We start from the raw sequence: 16657 nt of genomic DNA, 5'->3' as shown, positions 1-16657 counted from the left end.
TATTTCTGGTGAATGAATAAAATTCTCTCAAAAGTACATCAAATATTGAGAATTTTTCTCCCCGTCCACTTGTCCACTTGTCCACTTGTCCTCCAGCCTAGTTTTCATCATTTTCTTTATGTCGAACTGAGGTGATACCTACCCTCATCAAAATACTTTTTCAGCAGACCCTAATTATTGGATAAGTTTAAGAAAGTTTATGTTACTATAATCAAGAAAATTACTATTCAAAAATAAAATGTTTAAATATCTTTTAATTTCTTCCTTTGCTTTACTCAATGCTGGTGTTTTACCTGCTGTAGCACAAGCAGAAACCCCCGTCACCGAAAATCCTCCTGCGGAAACTTTTCAACCCGGATTTTGGCAACCTGTCGCTAGAGTAGAAACCGATAAACCTATCGCCTTAAAAATTATTAATGATAGTGGTATCCTCTTAGATTATGCCTTCACCGATGCTAATCTTGAACCTCTTAGGTTAGAAGAAAATGCTACAAGAACGATCGAAAATGTAGAAACTCCTCTTTTTCTGGTGGTTTATCCTGACATCCAAAATGAAAATAGCTCCAGAATTAACCTAAAGTACTTCGTAGAAGTAACAGAAGATAATATGATAGAATTGACAATAAGACAAATAGAAAGTATCAGTCAAGGAAATCGAACTTTTAATTTGCAAACTTCGGGTGCAATTTTCCTATATTAATAAAACTTATGCACTTCTAACAATACTCCGTCATTCCGAGAGTAGCGAAGGAATCTCAATGCCTTGATTTTGGTAAAAATGCGTAACTTCTAACTAATAAAATCATTATACTTAACAAGATCATCATAGGAGTTAATTATGTGGGCTAGTGCAATTACAGCCTATTTTCACTATTTGAGCATAGGAATTATTTTTGCATCCTTATCGATCGAATTTTTCACCCTAAAAGAAAAATTAACAGTCAAAGAAGCATGGCGTATAGTGTTAGCTGACAGTGCCTATGGTATCGGTGCAATAATTGTTTTAGTTACAGGAGTTTTAAGGGTATTATACTTTGCTAAAGATACAGCTTATTATATGCACCAACCCGTATTTTTTGCAAAAATTGCCCTTTATTTAATAGTAGGTATAGTATCGTTATATCCCACTATTTCTTTTATTCTTTGGGTTAAGTCTTTATTAGAAGAAAAACCTCCAGAATTTAGCCTTAATAAGTATAAAATTCTCAGGGGAATAATTATCTTTGAATTAGTCGGTTTTAGTCTTATTCCTTTACTCGCATCCATGATGGCTAGGGGAATTGGTGCTAATTGGTTTTTATCCTAAAAAAAGAGATTAGGCAATTAGGAATTAGGTAAAATTATAATTTTTATTTTGATTAAAACTGGTTAATATTTTTCTTTTTTAATGGATTATCAATTATTAGTGAATGACGTAATAAAAGCCTGTGAAAATAAAGACGCTTTCTTGTTTTCTTCCTTATTTAGCAATGATGGAGTCATTATTTTAAATAATAATTCAACTATTTATAAAGAAGATATTGAAACAGTAACAAAAACATATTTTGATAATTTAAAGTATATAAAAATTCACGTTAAATCTCTAATTATTCAAGAAAATAAAGCCTTTATAGAATGGTCATGGTTAGATTATAATTTAATCACAAATAAAGAAAATAATCGTGATAATCTTATTATTTTAGACTTTAAAAACAATTCGATCGATCGATGGCAAGAATATAATAAGTAGGGAGGTAGGCAAGAGACAAAAGGCAAAAGGCAAAAGGCAAAAGGCAAAAGGCAACAGGTAACAGGTAACAGGTAACAGTACAAGTTTTAAGACTTAATAAAAACGGTAAGTTAAATACGTCTTAGGTTACTCCTAATGCCCACTAACTGATTTTTTTTAAGCTAATATGAACATATAACTTTAGTTATTAGACATTTCCAACAATGATTTTTTATTATTTCGGAGGAGTTGAATAATATTCAACCTGTATAAGGTTTCAGCCTTTGTTATCCTTATTTTTGGAAAAGTCTATGACATTGACACAAACATCTTTATCTATAGTCATCAGTTATAATTTGTGAGCAATCAAATATTATTCGATAGTCTTTAATTCATTTTAAATTGTTAATTTTATCCCCTAAAATCTTATGAATACTTCTACCTTGCCTAAATCTTCATGGAAAATTCGTTCTATACAATATCGTGATCTTAACCCTATTGCTACATTATTACAACAACGCTTATCGATCGAGTATAACAGTCATCAAGCAATTTTATTAGAAAAAATACAAAAATATCAGAGTTTTTACGGTTTATTAGAACTATCAAAAATACTACCTATGGGGGATGACTTTTATGTGTATGTAGCAGAAAAAGATCAACAAATACAAGGTTTAATTCAAGTTTCCCCTTTTAATCATACTCGCAGTACATGGCGTGTTGAACAAGTTTTGATTAACTATAATACTTCTATCAGTCATTTACTCATCGGTAATCGTAGCATCGGTTCACAACTTTTGCGCCATTGTTTCGAGAAAATTTGGGAAGCTAGAACATGGGTACTAGAAGTTAATATAAATGAAAAAAATACCCTAGCATTATACCGAGAAAATGGTTTTCAGCCCCTCGCCCAAATAACCCATTGGAGTTGTTCATGGGATATATTACAAAAGTTAGCACAACAAGAACCTAACTTGCCCAACTTATTACCCGTGAGTAATGCTGATGCGAAATTACTCTATCAATTAGATTGTGTCTCCATGCCTCCCATGTTAAGACAAGTGTTCGATCGACATATCGAAGACTTCAAACTAGGATTAGGGCGTTTTATCTGTCAAAAAATACAAGGGTGGTTAACCCATACCGCAGAAATTAGTGCTTATGTATTCGAGCCTCAAAGAAAAGCAGCCATCGGTTACTTCAAATTATACCTATCCAAAGACGGGAGTAAACCCCATGAAGCAATTTTAACCGTACATCCAGCCTATACATGGCTTTATCCGAAACTGATTAGTCAAATGGCAACCATAATCCAAACCCTGCCACCTCAAACTCTCTTAGTTTCCTCCTTAGACTATCAACCAGAAAGAGAAGAATACTTAGAGAAATTAGGGGCGCAAAGAGTTGATCAAAATTTATTGATGTCTCGTTCCGTGTGGCATAAACTCAGAGAAGCAAAACCCTTAGAATCTTTAAACCTTCCCGAAGTATTAAACGGTTTAAAACCCGTACATAATCCCATTCCCACCCCTTGGATAAAATCTTGGTTAGAAAGTACTTATAATTCTTCTTCTTTAACCAATCACCCCGACTCTAACAACTCCCAAGATTAACAAAAATTGCCAAAAATATCCATCAAAAAGATTGCTAGGGGTTGAATAATATACGACTTACCAACCTCTAACGATATTCTGTCATTCCGAGAGTAGCGAAGGAATCTCTATCCTTTGATTTTTACAAGTGCGTAACTTATATAATATTAAATCCTTATTTTATCAGATCGATCGAAATCTAAGCTAAGACTCATTTAACTTACATTTTCTCTGAATTGTTGAAAATCTTTGCAAGTTTTAACTATTCCCTATTCCCTCTTCCCTTTTCCCTACCTTCATCAGTCAAATTAAATGCAAACTAGCTTATTCAGGGGAAGATTCTTGTACTTGTTGAAAAATCTTAGCCGCAAATTCGGGATTTTCTCGCATTCTGCGAAAAAGTAAAGGCATCTGTTGATAATGTTGCTTGATTAATTCCTCATCCTCAGAAGGGATTTTTCCTGCTAAAAATATTAACTCATCTTCGTCTAACCCCAGATACAAAGCCATGTAACGAATCAACTCCTCTTTTGGGGTAGAATCTCCTCGATTATTTTCTAACTTAGATAGATAAGTAAAATCAATGCCTAGTATCTCCGCTAACTGCCTTTGAGTATAACCATTTTTCTTTCTTGCTTCCTTGATGACATTCCCAAAATTTGCCGTTTCCTGCATTTTTTCTCTAACTTGAATAAAAAATCAACATTTTGTTGACAAAAAAATCAACATTGGTTATGATGATAGCATCATGTTGAATAAAAAGTCAAGTTTACTGCCATGAGTCAAGCACAGATACGAGAAACCAAAGAACAAATAATGTCGGCATTCGGGCAACTATTTGTAGAATATAAGCAACAAGAGTCAAAAATTGAAACCAAAGAGGAAGCCGTTGAGAAGGAAAAAAATAAGGCTTTATTAACGAAAGTTGCCGATTATACAGTTAATAATATTGTCAATAGTATGGCAACTTTGCAGTTAGATTTTAGTAATTTAACCAAAGAAATAGCGACTCGCTTAGAGAGTGAATCGGAAGTTTTAACCGAGTTGAAAAAAGCGATTATTGTTGAACAAGAAAAGTTAACTCAACTGCAAAAAGTGCGCTTAGTTGCTGATGCTTTATATATTTTAAGACAAGAACATCAAGAAAGAATAAAAACCCTTGAAAGTTCTACCCAAAATGCTTTAGATAACATTGTTAAACAACAGGAAAAATTACGCAAAGATTGGGAAAAAGAGCAAACGGAATTTGAACTAAAAATTGCTGAAGAATCTACATTATTAACTCAGCAAAGACAACAGCAAGAAGCTGATTTTACCTATCAATTACAGATTGAGAGAAAACGAGAAATGGATGAGTATGAAGAAGCGAAAAGACTCCAAGAAAGAGAGTTAACTTTAGCTAATATTGACAAAAATAAACTATGGGAAGAAAGAGAACTTATTTTGACTAATCAGGAAGCAGAATTTACTCAAAATCAAGAGAAAATTGCAGGGTTTGATGAACAAATTAAAACGGAAACAAATAAGGCTCGTACTGAAGCGATAAAAGAAGCCGATCGAGAAGCACAAATTAAGGCTAATCTAATAGAAAAAGAGTGGGAGTCTGCCAAACAAGGTTATGACTTTAAGATACAGTCTTTAGAGGCAAAAATTGAGCAACAAAATCAACAAATTGAAGAAATTATTACTCAACTAAAAGAAGTCACCAATCAAGCACAAAATTTAGCTTTAAGAGCTTTTCAACCTAGCAATAATTAGTAATAATATTCAGTCAAATCAAATAATTAAGAGGTAAGATAATGGCAATAAATTCTAAAAGTACCAAAGCCCAAATTTTAGAGGCTTATGAGGAATTGCAACAGCAAAAAGCAAAACTTGAACAGGAAATTACTTTAGCAAAAAAACAAGCTCAAGTTCAACAAAAAGCCGTTGAAAGTGCCACAAAAATTGTTAATAACCCTATTAATAATCAAGAAAAAGTTAATTCAAAACCCGTAGAAAATATCCCCATTAAATCTATGAATAATATTGAGCAAGTTATTGAAAGTTTAGAAAAATTGCAAGTTGGTTTTGGTAGTGCCGTTAGTCAACTTTCTGAGCAATTAATTACGGAGGCTTCTAGTTTAGAAAAGTTAGAAACTGACATTGATTTAGAAGTGAATCATCTCCAAGAATTACATGATTTAGAAACCATTGAAGATGATACTTTAGTGAATTTATTGACTACTTATGAAGAAAGTCAAACAACTTTTTCTGATGAATATAATCAACGGCTAGAAACTTTACAAGAGGAGTTATTAACGGCTCAAAAAGAATGGGCAAAAGAACAAGAAAATAAGCAAAGAGAGATTAAACAACGTAACGAAATCTCTGCTAAAAATAAACAAAGAGATAATGAAGAATATAGCTATAATTTACAACTAAATCGACAGCTCGATCGAGAAAATTATGAACAAGAATTGACTCAATTATACAAAGATTTAGAAGAAGCTAAAAAACAACAGGAAAAAATTTGGGAAGAAAGGGAAAAAGCTATTTCTGACAAAGAAAAAGAATATCAAGAAGCAAAACAAAAAGTTGCCGAATTTGAGCAAAAATTAGAGAATGAAGTTAAGAAAGCTAAGGATGAAGGTAAGGGAATTGGTACTTATCAAGCTAAAGTAAAAGCTGATTTAAGACAGAAAGAAATTGATGGAGAAACGCAAAATTATCAACTTAGAATACAGGCTTTAGAGTCCACTATTTTAAGTAACGAAAATCGCATTAATTCTTTATCTCAACAATTAGATTCTGCATTAAAACAAGTACAAGATTTAGCGATAAAAGCCATCGAAGGTACATCAAATCGTAACTCTTTTGAAGCGATGAAAGAAGTTGCTTTAGAACAAGCTAAAAATCAACAAAAAGGAAAGTAAGGAATGAAGAATGAAGAATGAAGAATGAAGAATGAAGAATTAATTGCGAGGTACGATCGATCATCTCAAAACCCTATATTATTTATAGTAAAATTGGTTTTAATAAATATATCATACAAACTATTAACCATTTTATGACAAAAACAGCACTTATTACAGGAGCATCTTCGGGGATTGGCAAGGCTTTTGCAGAAGAATTAGCTCAACGCAATTATAATTTAATTATCGTGGCTCGATCGAACTCTTTGTTAGTAGAATTAAAAGAAAAATTAGAGTCTCAATATGGCATCAAAGTTACCGTTATTTGTCAAGATTTGAGTTTACCTCGCGCTGGAGAAAGCATTTTTAATCAAGTTAAACAAGAAAATATTTTTGTTGATTTATTAGTCAACAATGCAGGTTTTGGGGATTATGGTAGGTTTACCGATCGAACTTTATCTAAACAATTAGATATGATACAAGTTAACATTACCGCATTAGTAGAGTTAACCTACCTATTCTTACAAGAAATGAAAACTCAAGGTAAAGGCGAAATTATCAACGTTAGTTCGATCGCAGGTTATCAGCCTTTACCCTATTTGTCGGTATATGCGGCAACAAAAGCTTTTGTCTTGTCATTTTCAGAGGCATTGTGGGCAGAATACAAGTCCTATGGTATCAAAATATTAGCTCTTTGTCCGGGTCCTACGGAGTCAAAATTTCCTGAAGTGGCAGAATTTACCAATTTTCCGGGGATGGAAAAAGGCAACCAATCGAGTATAGCCAAAGCCGAAGATGTGGTGAAAAATGCTTTATCAGCTTTAGAAAAATCCCAAGCAAATGTCGTTACGGGAGGAATTGGTAATCAAATTGTGGTGAATCTCAGTCGCTTTTTCCCTAGGGAATTGATTGTTAGTGGAGTAGAAAAACAATTTCGTCAAAATTAAGAAATAAAATTACCAAAATTAATGTACCTTATCATTGATTTAAAAATTGCTATATACAACAATTCTCAATCAGTTGTAAAATTAGATGATGATTATTAGTCTCAGTGATTATTGTCTAATGTGAACTTTACTGAGAGGGAGATGTTATTATAAGTTGGAATACATATTTTCTCTTCATGCCATAGAAGAATTGCAAAAAACAGGAAGATCACACATAAGAGAAGATTGGATTCAGCAAACATTAGATTTTCCTGATGCAGTAGCATATTATCCTAATCTGAATAAAGTTTATCATTGGAAACGTATTTCTGATTATGGCAATCGTGCGTTAAAAGTAGTTTTCAATCCAGTCAAAAGTCCAGTATATATAATAACCGTTTATTTTGATAGGGGTTTTAAAGATGATTAGAAAATTTAGTTATGACTCTGAAGTAGATGCTGCATATATTCAGTTAACAGATGATACTGTATTGGATTCTGAAGAAATAGCTAATGGCATTGTTGTTGACTACAACGATCGAGATGACATAGTTGCTATTGAATTATTAGACACCAAGAAGATAACCCCTGAGTCTTTTTTCAAATTAAAATCTTTGCTCCCTGAATCAACGATCACCATGCTACAGGAATTCAACCTTTTCAGTAAACAATTATGCTAATTAAGATCAACATTTAAACTGTGTGATTTTAGCAGTTAAAAGTTCCCTTTGATCACCAAAATATGTTAAATTTTATGTAGCGAGTCTCAGAAAACCCCTCGATCGAACGATCGAGATCAATGTCTAGTCTTGCTACAACGTCATGATATAATTTCCTTGACTTAACATAACCTTAAATCTTCACAAAACTGAGATTGATTGAGGTTAAAAATTAAAAACACTGTACATAAAATTCTAAGTTCACGGCTTAATGTTTACTAAACAAGTAACCGATTCTCCTGTTTATAAATGGTTTAACGATCGTCTCGAAGTAGATGCGATTTCCGATGATATTAGTAGCAAATACGTTCCCCCCCACGTCAATATCTTTTATTGCTTAGGCGGAATTACCCTAACTTGCTTCTTAATTCAGTTTGCCACTGGGTTTGCTATGACTTTTTACTACAAACCCACCGTTACCGAAGCCTTTACCTCCGTTCAATTTATCATGAATGAAGTTAACTTCGGTTGGTTGATTCGATCGATCCATCGTTGGTCAGCCAGTATGATGGTATTAATGTTAATCCTCCATGTTTTCCGTGTTTACCTAACAGGTGGATTCAAAAAACCTCGTGAATTAACTTGGATCGTGGGTGTAACTATGGCGGTTATTACCGTTTCCTTCGGTGTAACTGGTTACTCTTTACCTTGGGATCAAGTAGGTTATTGGGCGGTTAAAATTGTATCTGGTGTACCTGCGGCAATTCCTGTAGTAGGTGATCAAATGGTAGAACTTTTAAGAGGTGGTGCAAGTGTAGGTCAAGCAACTTTGACTCGTTTTTACACCATCCACACCTTTGTTTTACCTTGGTTAATGGCAGTATTCATGTTATTACACTTCCTTTTAATCCGTAAGCAAGGTATTTCTGGTCCTTTGTAAAAATATTGTAACTTGCGCATTTATAAGAAAAATCAAGGTTAATTGAGATTGCTTCGTGCCTCGCAATGACAGAATACAATTATGATTGCGTAAGTCAAAATTCCTTCATTTGGTTGGGTTATATACATCCAACCTGTTTTTTACAATACTAAGAAAAAATCAGGATACAATAAATAATTATTCTGCTTTTTCATAACTTCCTTAATGTAGGAGATAATAATTAATGTCCAATCCTAACTCTCAATTAATCAAAAAACCCGATCTCAACGATCCAAAATTAAGAGCAAAATTAGCTCAAAACATGGGACATCATTACTACGGTGAGATTGCATGGCCTAACGATATTCTCTATATGTTCCCCGTTTGTATTTTGGGTACATTAGGCTTAATCGTTGGTTTATCCATTCTCGATCCTGCTATGATTGGTGAACCTTCTGATCCTTTTGCTACACCTTTGGAAATTTTGCCTGAGTGGTATTTATACCCCGTATTCCAAATTTTGCGCGTTTTACCTAACAAACTTTTAGGTATCGCTTGTCAAGCCGCTATTCCTTTGGGTTTAATGTTAATCCCCTTCATTGAAAGTGTTAACAAGTTCCAAAATCCCTTCCGTCGCCCTATTGCGATGACTGTATTTTTATTCGGTACTTTAGTAACTCTTTGGTTAGGTGCTGGTTCTGTATTCCCCATTGACAAGTCTTTAACTTTGGGTTTGTTCTAGGTTTTGACTTAAATTTCCAAAAGATTAAAATACACCCCTCTCGATCGATCCTATGCTCATTTCCTTGAGTTTTTTTAGGGTCGATCGACTTTTTTATGGTTGTTTCATAACCAATTAATGAATAATATTTTATCGTTAAAATAAGGTATTAAATAGTTATTTATGATGTAATTTATGATTGAATCAAAAAACTTAAATATAGTTTGAAAAATGAAATTGCCTCAAGATGCAATAATTGCTGAAACAAAATTAACAAAATATTTATTACAGTGGAAACCTATAGATGATAAATCTCAATTTTTATTAAAGGCAGGTTATAGTATAGCAACAGCGAAAGAATTAGAAAAAGATTTACGACAACAAATTCTACCGTTAAATGCAGTTTATACTGAAAGTAATAATTTTGGAGATAAATATGAAATTAAAGGAGAATTGAAAGGAATTAATGGAGTTATTTTAAATATAATTACCGTTTGGATGACAGAGTTTGATTCAGGGCAAACGAAATTTATTACAGGAAGAAATAATTTTGATTAATTTGACTCATCAATCATTTCATAACTATATTTCATAACAAATAAAATAATCAAATAGTCATAAAAAAATATAAGATACTTTATTTACAAATCTTTACGTTAAGAGCAAAATATTATAAACTACCATAATAAAAAAAATTATTGATCCATATTTAAAGAAGGAGTTTACAATACAAATGCAGTCAGTATCACCCGTATTGACCTCAGTACCAAAAGAATATCTTAAAGCACCGGGAGGATTTAATCCAAACGTGCTAATGTTTATCACCGCCATTTTATTAATTACATTTTCTACCATCGGTTATTTTTTATGGGGATGGGTGGACTGGGTGTGTTTTAGTGCCAATGTCCTTGCTTTGCATATGTCGGGTACTGTTATCCATGATGCTTCCCATAATAGTGCCCATAAAGATCGAATCATTAATTCCATACTAGGTCATGGTAGTGCCTTAATGTTAGGTTTTGCCTTTCCCGTGTTTACTAGAGTCCACTTACAACACCATGCAAACGTAAATGATCCAGAAAACGATCCTGATCATTTTGTCTCCACAGGAGGTCCTTTATGGATGATTGCCGCAAGGTTTTTCTACCATGAGATTTTTTTCTTTAAGAGAAAATTATGGCGTAAATATGAGCTTTTAGAATGGTTTTTGAGTCGTTTATTTTTATTTTCGATCGTGTTTTTAGGCATTCACTACGGTTTTATCGGTTATGTGATGAATTTCTGGTTTGTACCAGCTTTAGTGGTAGGTATTGCATTAGGTTTATTTTTTGACTACTTACCCCATCGTCCTTTTAAAGAGCGCGATCGATGGAAAAATGCTAGAGTATATCCGGGTAAAGTGTTAAATATCTTGATTTTCGGTCAAAACTATCATTTAGTTCACCATTTATGGCCTTCTATTCCTTGGTATAAATATGAACCAGCTTATTATGCAACTAAATCTCTCTTAGATGCTAAAGGTTGTGAGCAATCTTTGGACTTACTCAACGGTAAAAACTTTTGGAGTTTTATGTATGATGTCTTTTTAGGCATTAGACTACATGAAAAACACTAAGTAAAATTGAGAATTGAGAATTGAGAAATATTTGTTATTTTCTGATGGGGGAGGGCTTAATATATTAAGCCCCTACGTTACTTCTTACTTCTTACTTTATCCCCCCTCCCCCGTTGGGGTATTGAATAAAACAAATAACTGACTCAAGATATAGAAAAGTCTATAAAATGAGTTGATATTGTGAAAAATTGGCGAAATATTGCGGTTAAAAGTTTACTTCTTTCGATACTACTATCTAGTTGCGGAGTGAATCCTGTTACCCAAGAAGATACCCCTCAAGCATCTTTGATTTTAGTGGCAAATGGGGAGGATTTTATTCGAGAAGGATTTGTGACAAAAGACGGTTGGCGTGTCGATTTTAACCATGCTTACGTTACTTTAGCAGGTACGATCGCACATCAAACCGAGCCTCCTTTCAATCCTGATGGAGAACAAGAGTTAACACCCCTTAAATCTGTCACCCTTGTCAGTGATGCAGTTACTGTTGATTTGGCGCAAGGAGATGAAAACGCCCCTCCCATAAAAGTTGTGGAAGTGTCTGCACCTGTGGGCAATTATAATGCTTTAGAATGGCAATTAGTCAATAGTGATACTCAGGCTAGTATTGTTTTACAAGGTATCGCTCAAAAAGACAATGATTCGATCGAATTTACCCTCAATTTGCCTATAGAATTAAATTATGTTTGCGGTGAATTTGTGGGCGATGAGAGAAAAGGATTTTTAGAAGAAGGAAAAACCGCCGAAGTAGAGACAACATTTCATTTTGATCATTTATTTGGAGATAGTGAAACCCCCGCCGATGATGAATTAAATCTAGGTGCGTTAGGCTTTCAACCCCTAGCAAATCTTGCGATTAACGGCATTTTAACCACTGATTTAGCCACGTTAGAACAAAATTTGACTTCCGAAGACTATCAAAAATTAATCAAAAATTTGCACTCTTTAGGACACGTTGGAGAAGGACACTGTAAAATAATGGAGAATTAAGAAAAGTGATTTTTCTAAACAATATTCAAAGTTTAAACCTGAATATGCTACTCACCAAATCTTCTTCCACTAATGTCATAGATTCTTCATCTTTAAGACTTTTGACTGTCAGAGAATATAATTTAATGGCACAAGTCGGTATTTTGACTAATGATGAAAAAGTAGAATGAAGGTTTTAAAACATTTTCTTCCCCCTCTCCCCTCATCCCTTCTTATCCTTATCATTTTTCTTCTGTTGAACTAAGGTTTCGTTTATATTTCTAGCAAAAATTGTCCATTGTTTAACAACCTATGTCACAATGAAAACGTTATGAATAAATAAAAAATAACGAGGATGGATAGTTTAAATTTATATGAATATGCTTGGTTAGTGCCGACATTACCTCTACTCTCTTCAATGATAGTGGGTATCGGTCTTATTTCTTTTAATCAAGCCACAAACAAACTTAGACAAGTTAACTCTGTCTTCATTATCTCCACTTTAGGCGTATGTCTGACTATGGCGATCGCACTATTTTGGAGTCAATGGCAAGGACACGAACCCTATACAAAAATGATAGAATGGGCTAGTGCTGGTGATTTTACCCTGAGTATGGGTTATACGATCGATCATCTTAGCTCATTAATGTTGGTAATCGTTTCCACCGTTGCTTTACTGGTAATGATTTATACCGATGGTTACATGGCACACGATGGCGGTTATGTGCGGTTTTACGCCTATCTGAGCATCTTTAGTGCCTCCATGTTAGGATTAGTTATCAGTCCCAACTTAGTACAAGTATATATTTTCTGGGAATTAGTGGGGGTATGTTCGTACTTACTAATCGGTTTTTGGTACGATCGAAAACCCGCCGCCGATGCCTGTCAGAAAGCCTTTGTTACCAATAGGGTGGGTGACTTCGGTTTATTACTCGGTATGCTTGGTTTATACTGGGCAACTGGTACATTTGAATTTATCCCGATGGGCGATCGACTCCATGAAATTGTGGCATCAGGACAACTTGCAGGGTGGTTAGCGGCTTTATTTGCAATTTTAGTGTTTTTAGGACCCGTCGCCAAATCAGCCCAGTTTCCGCTTCATGTATGGCTACCAGACGCAATGGAAGGACCTACCCCTATCTCTGCTTTAATTCATGCGGCGACAATGGTAGCGGCAGGAGTATTTTTAATCGCTCGGATGTACCCTGTATTTGAGCCAATTCCTGAAGTGATGACAGTTACCGCTTGGACTGGTTGCTTTACTGCTTTCTTAGGTGCTTCGATCGCAATTACCCAAAACGACATCAAAAAAGGTTTGGCTTACTCTACCATTTCCCAATTAGGTTATATGGTAATGGCAATGGGAATTGGTGCGTATAGTGCAGGATTATTTCACCTGATGACTCACGCTTATTTCAAAGCTATGCTATTCTTATGCTCAGGTTCAGTAATTCACGGTATGGAAGAAGTCGTAGGACATGAACCAGTTTTAGCCCAAGATATGCGTTTAATGGGAAATTTGCGTAAATATATGCCCATTACTTCCACTTGCTTCCTCATTGGTACTCTGGCTATCTGTGGTATTCCTCCTTTTGCTGGATTTTGGTCAAAAGATGAGATTCTAGGGTTAGCATTTGAGGCGAATCCAGTCTTATGGTTAGTGGGTTGGTTAACCGCAGGATTAACCGCATTCTATATGTTTAGAATGTATTTTATGACCTTTGAAGGAGATTTTAGGGGGAAAGATCACAAAATTCAAGAAGAATTATTGGCTAAAGCTGGTATTGCTTCAAGTGACAATGGACATCACGGTGAAAAACCCCACGAGTCTCCTTTAACCATGACATTCCCCTTGATGATGTTAGCTATTCCTTCGGTTTTCGTTGGTTTACTGGGTATGCCTTGGAATAATCGTTTTGAGGAGTTTATTGCCAATCCTAACGAAGTAGCAGAAATTGCTCATCATTTTGACTTAAATGAGTTTCTCATCATGGGGGGTAACTCTGTGGGTATTGCTTTAATTGGGATTACCTTAGCGTCATTAACCTATTTACAAGGAAAAATCGATTACAAAGCCATTGCTCAGAAAATCGAGCCTTTATATGAGCTATCTTTAAATAAATGGTATTTCGATGATATTTACGACAAAGTTTTCGTGAGAGGAAGTCGTCGTCTTGCCCGTGCGATTATGGAAGTTGACTATAAAGTCGTAGATGGTGCAGTTAACCTCACTGGTTTAGTGACGATTATCAGTGGAGAAGGCTTGAAATATCTGGAAAATGGACGAGCGCAATTTTATGCGTTAATTGTCTTCGCCGCCGTTTTAGGCTTTGCCATTGCCTTTACTGTTGTTGGCTAGAAGAATTAGGAATGAAGAATGAAGAATGAAGAATGAAGAATGAAGAATGAAGAATGAAGAATGAAGAATGGAAAACAAGGGAAAAATATATAAAAGCATTACTCTAGTAGCAAAATAACTCCAAAACTATTACCTATTACCTATTACTTCTCTTCATCACTCATACTTTTTCAGCACCTCCTAACTATGAGGCAATCCCTATTTATCATTATTATTGAGTAATTTTGCACAGACATCTTTAATCCTCATTCTCTCAATATAAGGCCAACCGCCAATTTCTTCTATATGTTTTAATAATAAATAAAGACGATGACGATTATCGGGTAACGCAGGTTCAAACATTTCTTGTCGTATGTGACGATGTATAGACTCTAATTCCCTAAGAATTAACAGTAGATCAAAAATATTGTCTTGGGAATTTTCCGCTACACTCTGTATTTGTGCCACTAAATTTTTGATTTCATTTTCGATCGAACTAGAGGTGTTATTCATGAATCTTAAAAGTACTTATCAGAAATCAATGATAGTTGATAATTATTTTTTTTGCTAGATAAATAGTTCTTTATTCCTCATTTCTAGTCTATAGCAGTAAAATAGATCATATATATAACTGAACTTTGATATAAAATTGTTAGGGAAAAATTATGGGACAATTAAATACGGCTGAATTATTAATTCAATGTTTAGAAAATGAAGGAGTACAATATATTTTCGGTTTACCCGGAGAGGAAAATTTACACCTTCTTGAGGCTTTAAAAAACTCCTCCATACAATTTATTACCACTCGTCATGAGCAAGGGGCGGCATTTATGGCGGATGTTTACGGGCGTTTAACGGGAAAAGCAGGAGTTTGTCTCTCAACTTTAGGACCGGGTGCTACGAATTTGATGACGGGAGTTGCGGATGCAAATTTAGATGGTGCACCCTTAGTGGCAATTACGGGGCAGGTTGGCACTGACAGAATGCACATTGAATCTCATCAATACTTAGATTTGGTGGCTATGTTTGCCCCTGTTACTAAGTGGAATAAGCAAATTGTGCGCCCCGGCATCACTCCCGAAGTTATCAGAAAAGCCTTTAAAGTAGCAGAAAAAGAAAAACCGGGGGCAGTACATATTGATTTACCTGAAAATATTGCGGCGATGCCCGTAGAGGGAAAACCTTTAAAAATTGATAGCCGAGAAAAAATTTATGCCTCCTATCGCAGTGTCAATTCTGCGGCGATCGCCATTGCTAAAGCTAAAAATCCTTTAATTTTGGCAGGAAATGGAGCGATTCGGGCTAATGCTACGGATGCGTTAACGGAGTTTGCTACCCGTTTAAATATCCCCGTAGCTAATACTTTTATGGGGAAAGGGGCAATTCCTTATATTCACCCACTATCATTGTGGACTGTTGGGTTGCAACAACGAGATTTTATTACTTGTGGTTTTGAGCAAAGTGATTTAATTATTGCAGTGGGATATGATTTGATTGAATTTTCTCCTAAACGTTGGAATCCAGACGGCACAATTCCCATTATCCATATAGGTACTAATTCCGCAGAAATTGACAGTAGTTATATTCCTACGGTGGAAGTTATTGGCGATATTGCTGATTCTTTGGATGAAATTCTCAAACGGTGCGATCGAACTGGTAAACCTGTACCCTTTGCTGCCTCTTTACGCAATGAAATTAGAGAAGATTATGAGCAATACGCCCATGACGAAGGCTTCCCCATCAAACCGCAAAAAATTGTCTATGATTTACGACAGGTAATGGGTTCGGAAGATATTGTCATCTCCGATGTAGGCGCTCATAAAATGTGGATGGCAAGACATTATCACTGTGAATCTCCGAATACTTGTCTTATTTCTAATGGTTTTGCCGCTATGGGCATTGCTATACCCGGTGCGATCGCCGCTAAATTAGTACATCCCGACAAAAAGGTGGTAGCAGTAACGGGAGATGGGGGATTTATGATGAATTGTCAAGAATTAGAAACCGCCTTGAGAGTAAAAACCCCTTTTGTCACCCTGATTTTTAACGATAACGGTTATGGCTTAATCGCATGGAAACAAATCAATCAATTTGGCTCTAAAAGCTACGTTGACTTTACTAACCCTGATTTTGTCAAATTTGCTGAAAGCATGGGCTTAAAAGGCTATAGAGTGACCTCTGCTGACGATTTAATACCTACCCTAAAGACAGCTTTAGAGCAGGAAGTTCCCGCTATTATTGACTGCCCCGTGGATTACGCTGAAAATATCCGTTTTTCTCGCAAATCAGGAGATTTAAGTTGCCCTATTTGGGAGTAAT

At 35.0% G+C, this 16657-nt stretch carries 19 protein-coding genes; 17 read left to right on the top strand and 2 right to left on the bottom strand.

The window, feature by feature from the left end; genetic code table 11:
* Positions 1 to 238 precede the first annotated feature (238 nt).
* The 4 genes from ACN4EE_RS09315 to ACN4EE_RS09300 all read left to right on the top strand — a co-directional run bounded on the left by ACN4EE_RS09315 (position 239) and on the right by ACN4EE_RS09300 (position 3321).
* Positions 239 to 700 (top strand): hypothetical protein, encoded by a 462-nt coding sequence (locus tag ACN4EE_RS09315; protein WP_431706159.1) that lies wholly within the window; start codon positions 239 to 241, stop codon positions 698 to 700.
* 138 nt (positions 701 to 838) lie between these two features.
* Positions 839 to 1306: a DUF2214 family protein gene (locus tag ACN4EE_RS09310; protein ID WP_431706158.1), complete on the top strand. Its 468-nt coding sequence runs from the start codon at positions 839 to 841 to the stop codon at positions 1304 to 1306.
* 81 nt (positions 1307 to 1387) lie between these two features.
* A complete protein-coding gene (locus ACN4EE_RS09305; RefSeq protein WP_431706156.1) occupies positions 1388 to 1729 on the top strand; it encodes a nuclear transport factor 2 family protein in 342 nt (113 codons plus the stop codon).
* Positions 1730 to 2136: 407 nt separating this feature from the next.
* Positions 2137 to 3321, top strand: coding sequence for a GNAT family N-acetyltransferase (locus ACN4EE_RS09300; RefSeq protein ID WP_431706155.1), 1185 nt, complete (start codon positions 2137 to 2139; stop codon positions 3319 to 3321).
* Positions 3322 to 3624: 303 nt separating this feature from the next.
* Here the strand turns inward: ACN4EE_RS09300 and ACN4EE_RS09295 are convergent, their stop codons facing one another.
* The gene (locus ACN4EE_RS09295; RefSeq protein ID WP_431706154.1) at positions 3625 to 3975 is read right to left on the bottom strand and encodes a helix-turn-helix domain-containing protein; all 351 of its coding nucleotides are present in this window, start codon (positions 3973 to 3975) and stop codon (positions 3625 to 3627) included.
* 102 nt (positions 3976 to 4077) lie between these two features.
* Between ACN4EE_RS09295 and ACN4EE_RS09290 the strand changes: the two genes are divergently transcribed.
* The 12 genes from ACN4EE_RS09290 (at position 4078) to ACN4EE_RS09235 (ending at position 14359) form a co-directional block, all read left to right on the top strand.
* Complete coding sequence (locus ACN4EE_RS09290; RefSeq protein WP_431706153.1) at positions 4078 to 5058, top strand: coiled-coil domain-containing protein; 981 nt, start codon at positions 4078 to 4080, stop codon at positions 5056 to 5058.
* Positions 5059 to 5099: 41 nt separating this feature from the next.
* Positions 5100 to 6215 (top strand): coiled-coil domain-containing protein, encoded by a 1116-nt coding sequence (locus tag ACN4EE_RS09285; protein WP_431706152.1) that lies wholly within the window; start codon positions 5100 to 5102, stop codon positions 6213 to 6215.
* A 134-nt stretch (positions 6216 to 6349) separates the two neighbouring features.
* Complete coding sequence (locus ACN4EE_RS09280) at positions 6350 to 7141, top strand: SDR family NAD(P)-dependent oxidoreductase (RefSeq protein ID WP_431706151.1); 792 nt, start codon at positions 6350 to 6352, stop codon at positions 7139 to 7141.
* Positions 7142 to 7295: 154 nt separating this feature from the next.
* The gene (locus tag ACN4EE_RS09275; RefSeq protein ID WP_431706150.1) at positions 7296 to 7550 is read left to right on the top strand and encodes a DUF4258 domain-containing protein; all 255 of its coding nucleotides are present in this window, start codon (positions 7296 to 7298) and stop codon (positions 7548 to 7550) included.
* Positions 7543 to 7800 (top strand): DUF2283 domain-containing protein, encoded by a 258-nt coding sequence (locus tag ACN4EE_RS09270; protein WP_431706149.1) that lies wholly within the window; start codon positions 7543 to 7545, stop codon positions 7798 to 7800. The genes ACN4EE_RS09275 and ACN4EE_RS09270 overlap by 8 nt, the downstream gene beginning before the upstream one ends.
* A 250-nt stretch (positions 7801 to 8050) precedes the next feature.
* Complete coding sequence (gene petB, locus ACN4EE_RS09265; RefSeq protein ID WP_017295510.1) at positions 8051 to 8719, top strand: cytochrome b6; 669 nt, start codon at positions 8051 to 8053, stop codon at positions 8717 to 8719.
* Between the two features lie 223 nt (positions 8720 to 8942).
* Complete coding sequence (gene petD / locus ACN4EE_RS09260) at positions 8943 to 9440, top strand: cytochrome b6-f complex subunit IV (protein WP_431706148.1); 498 nt, start codon at positions 8943 to 8945, stop codon at positions 9438 to 9440.
* Positions 9441 to 9650: 210 nt separating this feature from the next.
* On the top strand, positions 9651 to 9977 hold the full coding sequence (locus ACN4EE_RS09255; protein WP_431706147.1) for a DUF6883 domain-containing protein: 327 nt from the start codon (positions 9651 to 9653) through the stop codon (positions 9975 to 9977).
* Between the two features lie 175 nt (positions 9978 to 10152).
* A complete protein-coding gene (crtR, locus tag ACN4EE_RS09250) occupies positions 10153 to 11034 on the top strand; it encodes a beta-carotene hydroxylase (RefSeq protein WP_431706145.1) in 882 nt (293 codons plus the stop codon).
* A 180-nt stretch (positions 11035 to 11214) separates the two neighbouring features.
* A complete protein-coding gene (locus ACN4EE_RS09245) occupies positions 11215 to 12021 on the top strand; it encodes a DUF4382 domain-containing protein (protein WP_431706144.1) in 807 nt (268 codons plus the stop codon).
* Positions 12022 to 12065: 44 nt separating this feature from the next.
* Positions 12066 to 12191 (top strand): hypothetical protein, encoded by a 126-nt coding sequence (locus ACN4EE_RS09240; RefSeq protein ID WP_431706143.1) that lies wholly within the window; start codon positions 12066 to 12068, stop codon positions 12189 to 12191.
* Positions 12192 to 12355: 164 nt separating this feature from the next.
* Positions 12356 to 14359, top strand: coding sequence for an NAD(P)H-quinone oxidoreductase subunit 5 (locus tag ACN4EE_RS09235; RefSeq protein WP_431706142.1), 2004 nt, complete (start codon positions 12356 to 12358; stop codon positions 14357 to 14359).
* Positions 14360 to 14557: 198 nt separating this feature from the next.
* On the opposite strand, the gene ACN4EE_RS09230 is transcribed toward ACN4EE_RS09235, so the two are convergent.
* On the bottom strand, positions 14558 to 14851 hold the full coding sequence (locus tag ACN4EE_RS09230) for a hypothetical protein (RefSeq protein ID WP_431706141.1): 294 nt from the start codon (positions 14849 to 14851) through the stop codon (positions 14558 to 14560).
* Positions 14852 to 15003: 152 nt separating this feature from the next.
* On the opposite strand from ACN4EE_RS09230, the gene ACN4EE_RS09225 reads away from it, so the two are divergent.
* Entirely contained in the window at positions 15004 to 16656 is a 1653-nt protein-coding gene (locus ACN4EE_RS09225) for an acetolactate synthase large subunit (protein ID WP_431706140.1), read from the top strand.
* Position 16657 lies beyond the last annotated feature (1 nt).

It is taken from the genome of Geminocystis sp. CENA526 (assembly GCF_050753365.1).
Classification (GTDB): domain Bacteria; phylum Cyanobacteriota; class Cyanobacteriia; order Cyanobacteriales; family Cyanobacteriaceae; genus Geminocystis.
This window is presented reverse-complemented; position numbering and strand designations above follow the sequence as displayed.

Excerpts from the sequence above, each read along its gene's own strand:
- ACN4EE_RS09315 (WP_431706159.1), top strand. The coding sequence starts at position 239 with ATGTTTAAATATCTTTTAATTTCTTCCTTTGCTTTACTCAATGCTGGT.
- ACN4EE_RS09310 (WP_431706158.1), top strand. The coding sequence starts at position 839 with ATGTGGGCTAGTGCAATTACAGCCTATTTTCACTATTTGAGCATAGGA.
- ACN4EE_RS09305 (WP_431706156.1), top strand. The coding sequence starts at position 1,388 with ATGGATTATCAATTATTAGTGAATGACGTAATAAAAGCCTGTGAAAAT.
- ACN4EE_RS09300 (WP_431706155.1), top strand. The coding sequence starts at position 2,137 with ATGAATACTTCTACCTTGCCTAAATCTTCATGGAAAATTCGTTCTATA.
- ACN4EE_RS09295 (WP_431706154.1), bottom strand. The coding sequence starts at position 3,975 with ATGCAGGAAACGGCAAATTTTGGGAATGTCATCAAGGAAGCAAGAAAG.
- ACN4EE_RS09290 (WP_431706153.1), top strand. The coding sequence starts at position 4,078 with ATGAGTCAAGCACAGATACGAGAAACCAAAGAACAAATAATGTCGGCA.
- ACN4EE_RS09285 (WP_431706152.1), top strand. The coding sequence starts at position 5,100 with ATGGCAATAAATTCTAAAAGTACCAAAGCCCAAATTTTAGAGGCTTAT.
- ACN4EE_RS09280 (WP_431706151.1), top strand. The coding sequence starts at position 6,350 with ATGACAAAAACAGCACTTATTACAGGAGCATCTTCGGGGATTGGCAAG.
- ACN4EE_RS09270 (WP_431706149.1), top strand. The coding sequence starts at position 7,543 with ATGATTAGAAAATTTAGTTATGACTCTGAAGTAGATGCTGCATATATT.
- petB (WP_017295510.1), top strand. The coding sequence starts at position 8,051 with ATGTTTACTAAACAAGTAACCGATTCTCCTGTTTATAAATGGTTTAAC.
- petD (WP_431706148.1), top strand. The coding sequence starts at position 8,943 with ATGTCCAATCCTAACTCTCAATTAATCAAAAAACCCGATCTCAACGAT.
- ACN4EE_RS09255 (WP_431706147.1), top strand. The coding sequence starts at position 9,651 with ATGAAATTGCCTCAAGATGCAATAATTGCTGAAACAAAATTAACAAAA.
- crtR (WP_431706145.1), top strand. The coding sequence starts at position 10,153 with ATGCAGTCAGTATCACCCGTATTGACCTCAGTACCAAAAGAATATCTT.
- ACN4EE_RS09240 (WP_431706143.1), top strand. The coding sequence starts at position 12,066 with ATGCTACTCACCAAATCTTCTTCCACTAATGTCATAGATTCTTCATCT.
- ACN4EE_RS09235 (WP_431706142.1), top strand. The coding sequence starts at position 12,356 with ATGGATAGTTTAAATTTATATGAATATGCTTGGTTAGTGCCGACATTA.
- ACN4EE_RS09230 (WP_431706141.1), bottom strand. The coding sequence starts at position 14,851 with ATGAATAACACCTCTAGTTCGATCGAAAATGAAATCAAAAATTTAGTG.
- ACN4EE_RS09225 (WP_431706140.1), top strand. The coding sequence starts at position 15,004 with ATGGGACAATTAAATACGGCTGAATTATTAATTCAATGTTTAGAAAAT.